16 protein-coding genes are annotated in these 13,476 nt (G+C 35.6%); 13 read left to right on the top strand and 3 right to left on the bottom strand.

What is annotated here, in order from left to right:
* Positions 1 to 112: 112 nt before the first annotated feature.
* The 11 genes from CUN60_RS03180 (at position 113) to CUN60_RS13295 (ending at position 9,340) form a co-directional block, all read left to right on the top strand.
* On the top strand, positions 113 to 1,054 hold the full coding sequence (locus tag CUN60_RS03180; RefSeq protein WP_102950642.1) for an aromatic ring-hydroxylating oxygenase subunit alpha: 942 nt from the start codon (positions 113 to 115) through the stop codon (positions 1,052 to 1,054).
* Between the two features lie 64 nt (positions 1,055 to 1,118).
* Positions 1,119 to 1,538: a nuclear transport factor 2 family protein gene (locus CUN60_RS03175; protein ID WP_102950641.1), complete on the top strand. Its 420-nt coding sequence runs from the start codon at positions 1,119 to 1,121 to the stop codon at positions 1,536 to 1,538.
* Positions 1,538 to 2,266 (top strand): SDR family NAD(P)-dependent oxidoreductase, encoded by a 729-nt coding sequence (locus tag CUN60_RS03170; protein ID WP_222593290.1) that lies wholly within the window; start codon positions 1,538 to 1,540, stop codon positions 2,264 to 2,266. The genes CUN60_RS03175 and CUN60_RS03170 overlap by 1 nt, the downstream gene beginning before the upstream one ends.
* Before the next feature lie 6 nt (positions 2,267 to 2,272).
* Positions 2,273 to 3,511: an NAD(P)/FAD-dependent oxidoreductase gene (locus tag CUN60_RS03165; protein WP_102950639.1), complete on the top strand. Its 1,239-nt coding sequence runs from the start codon at positions 2,273 to 2,275 to the stop codon at positions 3,509 to 3,511.
* Positions 3,501 to 4,235: a DUF1365 domain-containing protein gene (locus tag CUN60_RS03160; RefSeq protein ID WP_102950638.1), complete on the top strand. Its 735-nt coding sequence runs from the start codon at positions 3,501 to 3,503 to the stop codon at positions 4,233 to 4,235. The genes CUN60_RS03165 and CUN60_RS03160 overlap by 11 nt, the downstream gene beginning before the upstream one ends.
* A gap of 172 nt (positions 4,236 to 4,407) precedes the next feature.
* Entirely contained in the window at positions 4,408 to 5,580 is a 1,173-nt protein-coding gene (locus CUN60_RS03155; RefSeq protein WP_102950637.1) for an SAM-dependent methyltransferase, read from the top strand.
* Positions 5,561 to 6,118: a chalcone isomerase family protein gene (locus tag CUN60_RS03150; protein WP_102950636.1), complete on the top strand. Its 558-nt coding sequence runs from the start codon at positions 5,561 to 5,563 to the stop codon at positions 6,116 to 6,118. Before CUN60_RS03155 ends, CUN60_RS03150 begins: the two co-directional genes overlap by 20 nt.
* The gene (locus CUN60_RS03145; protein WP_102950635.1) at positions 6,119 to 6,643 is read left to right on the top strand and encodes a DUF3833 domain-containing protein; all 525 of its coding nucleotides are present in this window, start codon (positions 6,119 to 6,121) and stop codon (positions 6,641 to 6,643) included.
* Positions 6,644 to 6,862: 219 nt separating this feature from the next.
* Positions 6,863 to 8,233 carry a cytochrome ubiquinol oxidase subunit I gene (locus tag CUN60_RS03140; RefSeq protein WP_102950634.1) on the top strand — a complete coding sequence of 457 codons (1,371 nt, stop codon included), beginning with the start codon at positions 6,863 to 6,865 and terminating at the stop codon, positions 8,231 to 8,233.
* Positions 8,233 to 9,228, top strand: a complete 996-nt coding sequence (gene cydB, locus CUN60_RS03135) for a cytochrome d ubiquinol oxidase subunit II (RefSeq protein WP_102950633.1) — start codon at positions 8,233 to 8,235, stop codon at positions 9,226 to 9,228. Before CUN60_RS03140 ends, cydB begins: the two co-directional genes overlap by 1 nt.
* On the top strand, positions 9,209 to 9,340 hold the full coding sequence (locus CUN60_RS13295; protein ID WP_279639055.1) for a hypothetical protein: 132 nt from the start codon (positions 9,209 to 9,211) through the stop codon (positions 9,338 to 9,340). The genes cydB and CUN60_RS13295 overlap by 20 nt, the downstream gene beginning before the upstream one ends.
* Before the next feature lie 81 nt (positions 9,341 to 9,421).
* Here the strand turns inward: CUN60_RS13295 and CUN60_RS03130 are convergent, their stop codons facing one another.
* Positions 9,422 to 10,603, bottom strand: coding sequence for a patatin-like phospholipase family protein (locus CUN60_RS03130; protein WP_102950632.1), 1,182 nt, complete (start codon positions 10,601 to 10,603; stop codon positions 9,422 to 9,424).
* A gap of 67 nt (positions 10,604 to 10,670) precedes the next feature.
* On the bottom strand, positions 10,671 to 11,600 hold the full coding sequence (locus CUN60_RS03125; RefSeq protein WP_102950631.1) for a S49 family peptidase: 930 nt from the start codon (positions 11,598 to 11,600) through the stop codon (positions 10,671 to 10,673).
* Between the two features lie 289 nt (positions 11,601 to 11,889).
* Between CUN60_RS03125 and CUN60_RS03120 the strand changes: the two genes are divergently transcribed.
* The gene (locus CUN60_RS03120; RefSeq protein ID WP_158649268.1) at positions 11,890 to 12,429 is read left to right on the top strand and encodes an acyloxyacyl hydrolase; all 540 of its coding nucleotides are present in this window, start codon (positions 11,890 to 11,892) and stop codon (positions 12,427 to 12,429) included.
* Positions 12,430 to 12,443: 14 nt separating this feature from the next.
* Entirely contained in the window at positions 12,444 to 12,908 is a 465-nt protein-coding gene (locus tag CUN60_RS03115) for a hypothetical protein (RefSeq protein WP_102950629.1), read from the top strand.
* Between the two features lie 2 nt (positions 12,909 to 12,910).
* Here the strand turns inward: CUN60_RS03115 and CUN60_RS03110 are convergent, their stop codons facing one another.
* The gene (locus CUN60_RS03110) at positions 12,911 to 13,435 is read right to left on the bottom strand and encodes a hypothetical protein (protein WP_102950628.1); all 525 of its coding nucleotides are present in this window, start codon (positions 13,433 to 13,435) and stop codon (positions 12,911 to 12,913) included.
* Positions 13,436 to 13,476 lie beyond the last annotated feature (41 nt).

Raw genomic sequence — 13,476 nt, 5'->3', positions numbered from 1 at the left:
AATAATTTATCATCCAATATGGCTAATATGATAAAAGTCTAATAATAAGATGCTTTGTTGAAGCTTTTTACGTATAATAACGCTAATTTAGCTCTCAAAAGAATCGATAGCAATGAGTGAATCAGTGACTTTATCAGGCTTTGATGGCTTCCCTTCTGGTTGGTACGCCATTTTACATATTAGTGAATTACCAAAAAGCAAACCCTTTGCTTGTATCCGATTTGGAATTCCGCTAGTTATTTGGAAAGATTCTAGCGAAGTTGTGGTAATGGAAGACCGCTGCCCGCATCGATCTGCCAAACTAAGCCTAGGCAAAATTTGCGACAATAAAATCCGCTGTCCATTTCATGGCTTTGAATTTTCTAAAGATGGTAGCTGCACTCACGCCCCTGAATTTAATAAAGCGATTCCTAAGCTAATGGTAAAAAAATATCCAAGTAGAGTTACTCTCGATATGATCTGGGTAATGTTTGGTAATCCTAGTGGCGTAGATGATATTAGTCCGCTAGAAAATGTATTTAATAGCTTTAATGGTAACTACAGCTTTTTTAGCAAAAAATGGGATAGCTACATTACTCGCTGTATCGAAAATCAACTTGACTATACGCATCTGGCAGAAGTTCACAAAACAACGATAGGTCGCAATTTTGTTATGCCACAAAACCCAAGGTTTGAGCAAACTGACAGTTCTATTATAACTTATCAGCGAGATGGTGATTCTTCTCCTTCTACCATTTATGTTTACCCTAATTCATGGATACTTAATATCAGCGATAAGATGAAAATTATCGCCTACTTCGTGCCAGTTAGCCAAAACCAAAGTATTATTTATATTTTCACCTTTAGGGGCTTTTTAACTGCAAAACCAATCAAGCCAATTATTGATTTTGTAATGAATATAAGTAATAAAATCATCCTTAAACAAGATCAGAAAGTCGTTGAATCTCAAGCATCATGGAATTATAAGCTTGAAGATGAAGTCCTAATGAAGCACGATAAAGCGATCAAGCTATTCCGGAATATGTGGAAGTCAAGACAGCAGAAACATAGTTGAAATGTCAACTATGTTTATGATATAATAACGTTAGAATTAAAGCAAGTTAGATAAGGGATAAGATATGTCAGTTATTGATAAGCTTCAGAATGTATTTAATCAGCTTAATGCCAATAATCTTCATTTACTAAAAGAAATCTATGCTGATAATGCATCATTTGAAGATCCGGCACACCGTATTTACGGAATAAATAACCTCACCAACTATTTCAGCAACCTTTACTCAAATATTGGTAGCTGCAAATTCATCTTTAACTCAACCACGGTTGCAGATAAAACAGCATTCCTTGAATGGAATATGCACCTAACCCACCCAAAACTCAATAAAGGCAAAGTTGTTATCGTTAGCGGGATAAGTAAAATCATATTTGATGAAAAAATTGTCTATCACCGCGATTATTTTGATTTGGGTGAAATGCTTTATGAGCAACTTCCATATTTGGGAGCTATAATAAGACAGATTAAAAAAAGACTGGGACAATAATGAAGATTCTAATTACCGGAGCTACATCAGGAATAGGTCATGAATTGGCAAAAATCTACAAACAAGGTAACCACGAAGTCATTGCACTGGGTAGAAATCAAGAAGCATTAAAAAACCTTGAAAATATTGGGATTGAAACCAGACAAGTTGACTTATCGAATCTTGAAGCTACTAGAGAAATATTTAAAGCTATTGAAGCAAAGCATGGACATATTGATCTAGCAATTTTAAATGCCGGGAACTGCGAATATATAGATTGTAAGGACTTTGATGCGCAGCTGATAAAACGTGTATTTGATGCAAATGTCATTACTCTTGCCAATAGTATTGAAGGTGTTTTACCACTTCTTAGGAAGTCAAGACAACCTCATTTAGCTGGTGTAGCGAGTATGGCTGCTTATTTACCATTAAGCCGCGCTGAAGCTTATGGCGCGAGTAAAGTTGCCGCCAATTATCTTTTAGAAGCCTTGGCTATTGATCTTATTGATGAAAATATCACCGTTAGTATAATAAATCCGGGATTTGTAAAAACCCCATTAACCGATAAAAATGATTTTCCAATGCCATTTGTTCTTGAAGCACATGAAGCAGCAAAAATTATAGTTAGAGGTATCGCAGCTAAGAAAATTGAAATTCATTTCCCTTTACGGCTAACAATTCCAATGAAACTATTAAGTCTATTCCCAAGAAAGCTATGGCGTAAAATTGGGCAAAAGTTTAAGAAATAAGGCATAATGAAGAAAAAAATAGCGATAATTGGTAGCGGTATTTCTGGTTTAACATGTGGCTATCTTCTACATAAAGACTTCGATATTGAGATCTTTGAAGCGAATAACTATATTGGTGGACATACCAGTACTATTGATGTTGGTGAACTAGCCATTGATACTGGTTTTATTGTATTTAATGATAGAACCTACCCTAATTTTCAGAAAATTCTTGATACGCTTGGAATTAAATATCGTCCAACCGAGATGAGTTTTTCAGTAAGAAATGATCAATGGGGGCTTGAATATAATGGCAATAACCTAAATAGCCTTTTTGCCGATCGCAAAAATATACTTAGTCCCAAATTTATCAAGCTTATCTATGATATATTAAAATTTAATCGTTTAGCAAAAAAAACCACCAGCTTTCAAAATGAAACACTAAAAGAGTTTATTGCTAAGAATAATTTTGGCAAATGGTTTGTCGAAGGATATGTTCTTCCGATGGGTTCAGCTATCTGGTCTATGGGTATAAAAGAAATGCTTGATTTTCCATTTGCATTTTTTGCTAGGTTTTTTAATAACCATGGCTTACTAGATGTAAATAATCGCCCACAATGGTACACTATCTGCGGTGGCTCGAAAAATTATATCCCCAAACTAACTAACGGATTTAGCGATAAAATTCACCTTAATGCCGAAGTTAAACAAATTATTCGTAATGAAGATAATGTAGAAATAGTATTTGCCGATGGAACAAAAAAATCTTTCGCCGAAGTAATCTGTGCTTGTCATTCAAATCAGGCTTTACAGATTTTAGCTAGCCCAACGAAGGAAGAAGTAAGTGTTCTAGGCGCTATCAAATATTCAAAAAATGAAGTTGTTTTACATACTGATGAATCATTACTGCCGAAAAGAAAACTGGCACATGCAAGCTGGAATTATCTAATGACAGGACAAAGCGATAATCAAGCGACGCTAACCTATAACATGAATATCCTACAAGGGCTACGAGCGGACAAGATTTATTGTGTAACCCTAAATAGTACAGAAATGATTGCAAAAGATAAAATTATCGCTACATTCAATTACGAGCACCCGATATATACAGAAGAAGCAGTTATTGCCCAAAAAAACTGGGCTAAAATCTCAGGGGTAGATAAAGTACATTATTGCGGTGCATATTGGGCAAATGGCTTTCATGAGGATGGTGTAAAAAGCGCTATTGAAGTATGTAAAAAGCTTGGAGTAGAATTTGCTGGCTAACTCGCTTTGTATTGGTAATGTCTGGCATAAACGATTTGAACCTAGAATCCATGAGTTTCAGTATAAGCTAAATATGTGGCTCATTGACATTGATAGATTTGAAGACTTAGCAGGTAATTCAAGGATCTTAAATACCAATAAAACAGCTTTATATCGTTTTAAACCAGAAAAGTATTTACGCGATGAGGGTAATTACCCTATTTCTGATAAACTGAAGAAAAAGCTAACTGAGCTTGGTGCAATTCTTGATAGCGGAGATAAATTTTATTTACTTGGACAATTAAGTAACCTAGGTTTATATTTTAGTCCACTTAATTTATACTTAGTAGTTAATGATATTAAGCAATGTAAGTATATTCTGGCAGAAGTATCAAATACGCCGTGGAATGAGCGTTACTATTATCTACTTGATAAAAGCCAGAAACAGATAATTAGCACGAAAAAATTTCATGTCTCACCGTTTTTTGGCATGAATCAGGAATACCACTGGAGCTTTGACTTTACAGAAGAAAAATTAGCATTTAAGATTGATACTTTTGAAAACGAACGTAAAGTTTTTAGTGCCGGATTTAGTGGAAAGCTTATTAACGCTAAGGAAAATAATTTTTATAAAAGAGTTTTCAGATCTCCGCTAAACGTTTATAAGATTATCGCAGGGATATATTTTGAAGCTTTTCGGTTGTGGTTTATCAAAAAGATACCATTTATTCCTCATCCGAAATAAACAATAGACCTCTTTCATAACCCATTATTTAGCTCTTAGACTAGGAATAAAGACTTTGAGAAACGGAATGCACACGTAGTACATGAGTATCGTAAAAGTCTTTATGACAACGGATAAGAGTTAAAGAAGCAGGTTAGGAAAAAGGTCTAATAACTATTTAAATAAGGTAAGTATGTTTGATAGGCTTGTTCGAACTAGGTTAGTTAAGTTATTGGATAAAATCCATCATGGGCAAATTACAATTACTACCCCTGAAGGTGATGTTATAACAGCAAAAGGGGCTAATGATGGTTATAAGGCAGATATCGTACTTCATGACTGGCGAGTAGTAGCTAATTTGGTGATAAAAGGCGATGTTGGCTTTGCGGCGGATTATCGGGATGGTTATTTTGAAACCACTGATTTATTAAACTTGATCAGTTTTGGTTTACAAAATGAAAGCTTCTTTGAAAATTACGCTTACGGTAACTCATTTTTTAAGCTACTTTCGAAATTACTTTATCTTACCAAGCGTAACACGTTAAAAGGAAGTCGCCGAAATATCCAAGCACATTATGATCTTGGCAATAATTTCTATCAACTATGGCTTGATCCAAGTATGACATATTCGGCAGCGATCTTCAAATCAGAGCAGGAAGATATTACAACTGCTCAGTACCAAAAATATGATCGCTTACTTGATAAAATTAAGGAACCGTCTGCCAAAATCCTTGAAGTCGGGTGTGGCTGGGGTGGATTTGCGGAACGAGCAGTTGCTAGAAATCATACTATCAAAGGCATCACATTATCTCAAGAACAAGCAAACTATGCACAAAAACGCCTTGAAAATACCAAGGCTGAAATTGCACTTGAAGATTATCGCTATCAACAAGGAAATTATGATTACATCGTATCAATAGAAATGCTTGAAGCCGTTGGTAAAAAATATTGGCCAATTTATTTTAAAAAACTAAAAAATCTGCTAAAACCGGGTGGTAAAATTTTGTTACAGACTATCACCATAGAAGATAAGTTTTTTGATCAATACGCTAAAAATGCCGATATGATCCGCACATACATCTTCCCAGGTGGAATGCTACCTTCGGAAGAAAAACTGCACAAAGAACTTCATAATGTTGGTCTTAAATGTGATGAAACATTCCGCTTTGGCAGTGACTATGCCTTGACACTAAAAATCTGGCTTGATAAATTTAAGTCAAAGATTAATGAAGTTAGAAATATCGGATTTAATGATAATTTTACCCGGCTATGGGAGTTTTATTTATGTGCCTGTATTGCTGGATTTAGTTCACAAAGAATTAATGTAGTTCAAATGGAAATTAGTCATGTTACGAGTAGTAGCTAAATATACCCTCATAATTAGTTATCTTCTTTTTGCTAGCTATAAGATTTTTGCAGTATCAGAAAATCTGGATAATTTTATAACTAATCCAAAAGAAGTTGGTAGTGGTGATTATAAATTTCTATTCATGAAAATATTTACTGCCACAACCTATGCACCGGAAGGTAAGTTTGACTTTAATCAACCCTATGCCTTGCAACTCAAATACGAAAGAGATCTGAAGGGTGAAGCGATCGTTAAAAAAACAATTGAAGAAATCAATCATCAATCAAATAAAGTTAGCGAAACTGAATTAAACCAGTGGCAACAAGAATTAAATAAAATTATTCCAAATGTAAGTAAAGGAAGTGTTCTTACTGGGATTTACACAAGTAAACAGCAAACACTATTTTTTGATAGTAGCTGGAAGCTCCTTGGCGTAATCGAAGGAAAAGACTTTGCCAAACATTTTTTTGGTATCTGGCTTGGACCTGACTCTAGCGATAAGAAGCTAAGGAGCAAACTTTTGGGACTCGCATCTAATGACAAAATGGAGAGATAAATGCGTAAATTGATTTTAGCCATACTTGCTATTGGCATTATTGGCTGCTCAGGAATGGATATTAATGACTATCGTGATACCACGCCAAAACTTGACTTACAGTCGTATCTTAATGGAAACATAAAAGGTTATGGAATAGTTCAGGATAAATCAGGGAATGTAACCAGAAGATTTAACTTTAGTGGACGGGCATTTTGGAATGGTGATAAGGGGGTTTTTGACGAGAAAATTGTCTATACCAATGGCAAAGTCGAAAGTAGAGAGTGGCTATTTAGTAAAATCTCAGAAAGTCAATATGAGGCAACTACGGCTGATGTAATTGGTAAGGCAGATATCCAAATAGCTGGCAATAGTATGAACTGGAAATACGTTATGGATGTCAAGGTTGATGATAGCACCTATCGGCTTGATTTTGATGACTGGATGTTCCTCATTGATGATAAACACCTAATTAATCGTAATTATTTTAAAAAATACGGCATTACTGTTGGTGAATTAACCCTATACATGGAAAAGCAGGATTAGATTCTTGGGAAAGATAAACCTTTAAGACTAGAACATTTCTAGGGTGTTGTATAATATTGCTAGCGTTATTATTGCTAGTTTTACAATCATACATTAGTTAGATAATCATAATATCGAATAGCACTCTCTACACAGCAACTGCATAAAGTAAAACTAGCAAACATTAGCTAAAATTTTTTACGATTAGCGAATGAAACTTTATTTATAAGAAGATTAAGAATGTTTACGGCACTAGAACTATCAAGAATACAGTTTGCTTTTACAGTAAGCTTCCACATCATATTCCCCGCATTTTCAATTGGACTGGCCATGTTCCTGACAGTAATGGAAGGACTATGGTTATATACCAAAAACCCACTTTACTATCAGGCAATTAGATTCTGGACTAAAGTCTTTGCACTTACCTTTGGGATGGGCGTAGTCTCGGGAATCGTAATGGAATTTCAGCTAGGGACGAACTGGGCTGGCTTTACCAAACAAATTGGTTCAGTCTTAGGACCGCTTTTTGTCTATGAAGTTTTAAGCGCATTTTTTATTGAAGCTGGTTTTATTGGTATTATGTTATTTGGCTGGAATAAAGTTGGTCCCAAATTACATTATTTAGCAACCATTCTAGTTACAATCGGGACCACAATTTCAGCTTATTGGATTATGTCTGCTAATTCATGGATGCAGCATCCAGTTGGCTATCAAATTATTGATGGAAAATTTATAACTACTGACTGGCTAGCCGTAGTTTTTAATCCTTATACTCTACCCCGCTTTATTCATATGATGTTAGCGGCTTATCTAGCAACTTCATTTGTAATTATAAGTGTAAGTGCTTATTACCTTCTGAATAATCAGTTTGTTGATTTTGCCAAGAAATGTTTAAGTTCAGCAATAATTGTAGTGATGATCATTATCCCAATACAGATATATATAGGCGATGAATCTGGAATTAAGGTTCATGAAGCACAGCCAATAAAAACAGCGGCAATCGAGGGAATTTGGGATACTCAAAAAGGTGCTCCATTATTAATCGTAGCTTGGCCTTCAAATGCAGAACAGCGTAATTTATTTGAGGTTGGTATTCCATACGGTGCAGCCCTTATCAACACCCATAAATTAGATGGTGAATTACAGGGGCTAAAATCGGTACCACAAGAAGATCAGCCCGAAGCATGGATCGTTTTTTACGCATTTAGAATCATGGTGGGAATTGGCTTACTAATGTTTACTTATGCCATTGTAGCTATATGGTTATTATTGCGTGGCAAGTTATTCCAATCCCGTCTCATGCTCCAAGCTAGTAAATACATGGCACCAACAGGATTTATTGCGATTATTACTGGCTGGTTTACAGCAGAAGTTGGTCGTCAACCTTGGGCAGTATATGGCTTAATTAGGGTAAATGATGCTGTTTCAAATGTTTCAATGCATGATGTATTAGTTTCCTTGGCTTTAATCATAATTGTTTATGGAATAATCTTTGGGGTATTTTATTTTCATTTCTTAAATAAAACCATCAAAAAAGGTCCGGCAGATTTTGACTCGGTAGAACCATTCTATTTTCTACGCGGTGCTCAACCTCAAGAAGGAGATAAATAATGGAACTCGCATTAACTTGGCTATTAATAATTGCTTTTATAATAATCATGTATATTCTTCTTGATGGTTTCACTCTTGGTGTTGGACTACTCTTCCCACTTATCAAAGAAGATTCAGAACGAGACATAATGGTAACTACAGTATTACCAGTCTGGGATGGAAATGAAACTTGGCTAGTTTTTGCTGGTGCAGCACTGTATGGAGCATTCCCACTCGCATTTAGTACCTTATTTCCAATCTGGTATATTCCTTTAATGCTTTTAATTTTTGGCTTACTCCTACGAGGAATAGCCTTTGAATTTAGACTAAAGGCACATGAAACTAGACGCTTATGGGATTGGTGTTTATTTGGCGGATCATTAATGGCAGTTATTGCCCAAGGTCTAGTTATTGGTAGCTTTGTATCTGGATTTCAGTTTAATCCAGCAACTGGTGAGGCTATTCGTAAACAATGGTTTAGTGGGTTTGGTTTATTTTGTGCGCTTGCATTAATAATTGCTTACGGACTATTAGGTTCGGCAAGGCTAATCAAAAAAACTAGCGGAAGCCTACAAACAAAATTCTATAAAATTTCTGCTAAACTACAATGGTTATTAATGCTTGCGGTTATTATTGTTGGTGTTTATTCACCGCAATCAAGTAGGCTACAAATGCGTTACTGGTTTGATTTGCAACACTCTGCTTTTATTTTAGTATTTTTGATAATTATGGCGTTCTTATTTGCTATCCATGCACTTGCAATCAAAAATAGATTTGAAAATCTTCCTTTTGCTAGTCTGATAATAATCTTTATCTTGGCATATCTGGCACTTGTAACCAGTAATTTACCTTATCTGGTACCAAATCAGATTACATTTATGCAAGCAAAGGCGGATGACGGGGCGTTACTATTTATGCTCGTAGGAGCTGCTATCCTTATCCCAGTATTACTATTTTATACTGCATATGCCTACAAAATCTTTGGAGGTAAAACCAATGAAAAAATCAGTTACTAATCCGGGACTAAAAAAGCAGATATTATGGTTTGTTGGTATTTATCTAGCATCTATTATGGCTCTAGGCATATTTCATGAATTTAGCCGCTGGCTGATTAATATTTTGAAATAAATTTTGATCTAACTGCTCCGTACTATTTCGCAATAGCTGTGTTGCAAGGCTCCTTATTTACTTTCTCATGTAATATTATTACTAATTTTTTACCTTGAGTACATCGGCGAGATATTTAATCTTATCATAGTTCTCGCTGATAACTTTTTCACCAAACTGTTTAATTCGCGCCATATTCTCATCGGAGGTATCACTTGTAGCAAGTTCTCTGCCGCCTGGCGAATTTATATGTATAAATTCGATATCAATGCCATATTCGCGGGCTTCATGGATATACTCATGTAGTAAATCAGTAGAAAATTTGGTATTAACCACTGGCGAATTTAATAAATACTGAAATAGACCATAAGCGCCAAATTCTGCCATATGCTCATGATTATAGACCTCAGCATCTGAACCTCCATTACCGATTAAAACTAAGCGTAATTTCTTACGGGGAAATAAAAACCAAGCATTCATAAAGGCAATTGTTGCAGGATTATTTAAAATCACTCCAGGATCTATAAAAACATGTTTTTTACCGGAAATAATAAAGGCGCGTGGCGAAAATAGCATAGGAGGATTGGATGCTCCATGCACCAGATCTTTGAGAACATAGTTAGTATGACGACCACCCTGTGGCAACTCCCAGTTTCTGATAATCTTAAGTGTATTCTCAGTTACATCATATACCGGAATTATAAGGTTTGATTCAATATCAGCAAGAGTACAAGTCCCAAAAAAACCGCGAAGAACCTCAAGCTTACCTTCAGGTAAATAACGTGGTCCAAGCATACCAAATAAAGTAAGAAACTTATGATACCAAGGAGCAGAAAACATTTTCCTACAGTTTTCAACATATTTAGCTAAAATATCAGTTGTGCAAAACTCAAATTGATGGTCAATTCCCGGAACGGCAAGAATGGCACAATTTATGGCTCCAGTCGATGCTCCTGACATTAAATCAAAAAGTTCTCCAGTTTTTTTACCACTAAGCTGCTCTATCTTTTCCAAGACTTGAAGGGGAATCATTCCCCGAACACCACCACCAGTTAAAACGAGAATATTAACCGTCTCGCGATGTTCAAGTTCCTGCCTAAGCTGGTTATTTGTTCGTAAACACCGGCGACTTAGATTAAGATCATGAGTTCGATCAACTGGGTTTAAATATTTTTTGGTTAACCAGCGCAAGTAAAAATAAATCGTAATGAAATAAATCCCCATTATTACAAAGAAAGCATTAAATGGGGTAAATATTTTTAAAATAATATTAATCAGATCCATTACTCATTTACTTGTTTAAATGAATTAAATAAAAAATGCCCATTTAAACACAGGCATTTTAACCAGTCTAATTTATACTTCCATTCATTCCTGAACCAAGAATAGCCTGTTTTGCAGAATCAACAATTTCGACACCAAACTTCTTGGAAATTTTGTCTAGTGGGTCATTATCCGGAGTAAAGTCTACAATATTATCAGATTTAAACTGATCTCGGGCAATACTAGCAACAGTGCCGTAACCATCAATAAGCCCTAGCTTCATAGCATCTGCGCCGATCCAGTACCGACCACTAAATAAATCAGGGTCATTTTTGAGCTTGTTCCCACGACCATTCTTTACTGCAACAATAAATTGCTCATGAATCTCATCTAGCATTTGCTGTTGCATAGCCATTTGTTCTTTAGATTCTGGCACAAATGGGTACCCCATCGCTTTGTTTTTACCTGAAATCATTAGTCTGCTATCAATACCCAGTTTTTTAATTGCCTCAGTAGCGCCAAAACCAGTATAAATAACACCAATCGAACCTACTATACTAGCTGGTGCAGCATAAATCTTATCTGCGGCTGCAGCGGCGTAGTAGCAACCAGAAGCACAAACTTCTTCGACAACAAATTCAATCGGTTTTTGAGGGTATTTTTTACGCAAACGACTAATTTCATTATTTACCATATCTGAATATACGGGAGAACCACCTGGAGAATTGGCACGAATTAAAACTGCAACAGTTTTTTTATCTTCAAGTGCAGCATTTATACCTTTTATGACTGTATCATAATTTTTACTATCACTACCGATAACGCCTTTAAAGTCAACAACAGCAACTTGCGGTCCATCTTTTTTGGCTACATCTTCCCCACCACTAGCCATATAAATTCCACCGCCAATCAGGCAAATTACTAATAATCGGAAGAATATCCTCCAACGTCTAGCCCGGCGTTGTTCCTTAATTGTTTCTAGCAACACCTTCTGTATTGTATCTTGTTCCCAAGTCATATCTGTCCTTTTTAGTGGTATAATTAATGGTTGTACTTATACTCTATAGCTTATGTGATTGAACTAAAGCCATTACCTATAGTTTTAACTGGCATTTCCTTCACACATAAACTTTATTTTGATATAAGTGTCAATGTTCAATATAGACAGATATTATATACTAAAGCCATTTGATAATTGGGATAAATCCAACACCCGAATCTAGGGTATTAGCCTCCTGATTATTATAATCTTTTGTGATTATTAAATGATTAAATTTGAGAAATTTTTCTTACCTATGAAAAAATTAATGTTAGCTTTAGCTGCAATTGGAATTAACCAAAGCTTTGCAGATGTTTCGGGGTTTTATCTTGGTGGTGGTCTTGGCTATGGAGTACAAAAACTTGATTACCAAAATAGCAGTACTAGCGATGGAAGTCTAGGTTTACGCATTCAGCTTGGTTATCAATTTGCGGATTGGATTGATGCCGAACTTGGCTATAATTATATTACCGAGGGTAGTAATTGGAATAATCTAGGTTCCCCATCAAGCATTATATATGATTTAAGCGTTACCCCTGGATTTACATTACCAGCCACACCAATTGGAGTATTTGTACGCCTTGGTGTAGATGCTGTATCAACTAACCTAAATAGTAGCTTTTACAATTCATCAATGAATTCATCTATAAATTTTGAATATGGTGCGGGAGTAAAAGTAAATATTCCCGATAGCAGAACTTTCATCCGAGCAGAATATATAAACTATGGTGGCGGACCAAACAATGGAAATTCCGGAGTTTTAACAACACCATCAGCCATAATGATTGACGCGGGTTATGTCTTTTAACAACTGGAGCTATTATGAATTTGATTAATCAAGAAAAAAGGCTTCTACTGGCTGTCAGCTACGCATTTGTGATGGGATTCGCTACTGTTGGGATACTATTGATCAGTGTATTTAATACCTCAATATTTATAGACCTCACATTCAAATTTTTACTGATTTCCGCCATTCCTGTTGTCGTAATATATCGAATTGATAGTTTCTATCATGAATCGGATGGAAATGAATCGTATGTGCAAAGTCATTTAGCTTGGATTGCTTACCATTACATTCTCTATTGCGTGGGATTCCTGATTGACTACCTGATAATAAACCCAATTCTCAACAACTATGGTTTTGAGCACGATTATTTTATCTTGATAATCTATATTTGGGCAATTATTAAATTTATTCGTGGCTTTAATAGTGCTATTGATCACAAAGAAGCCCCTAAACATTATGAGCTTCTGAATAAGGTTCGTTCTTTTCTAAGAAAAATATAAAATCAGCCTCCTGGATCTTGAACATAATTTATTGTAATCAGCACTTCTTGAATTGACGGATTCACCTGCGTAGCTTCTGTATAAGCATAAACATAAGCAATAGTGCCAGGGGTTATTTTACTATCATCACCAATTATTCTTAAGCTAGGACAACTAGCTGCCATAGAAGGTGGATTGCAAGTGCCCATAATAGTTACCCCATTTTGCCCCTGCCCTGTAGCTGGAATATAAATGCCTGATCCTGGATTGGAGTCATAACTAATGTTGGTAAGTTGTATAGAAGAAATCGGACTAACTTTACCTGTTCCACTTGTTCCAGTGTAACATGTATATGTCCGAGCAACGGTTGACTCCTGACAACGATAAAGTTTGGTGCTTTCAACTTCATAATTAGAAATAGCAATGGCTGGTGTGGGCGTAGGAGTTGGCACTGGAGTTGGAGTTGACGATGGACTACTACCATTGTTACATGCAACCAATGATAATGAACCTGCTAATGCAAGCAATAAGAGATTCTGACACTTCATAATTATAGATCTTTCATAAAATAAAATATTTTAAATCACAT

The sequence above is a fragment of the Aquella oligotrophica genome, assembly GCF_002892535.1.
Taxonomy (GTDB): Bacteria; Pseudomonadota; Gammaproteobacteria; order Burkholderiales; family UBA11063; genus Aquella; species Aquella oligotrophica.
The sequence above is the reverse complement of the archived record's forward strand: the minus strand, read 5'-3'. Positions and strand labels throughout refer to the sequence as shown.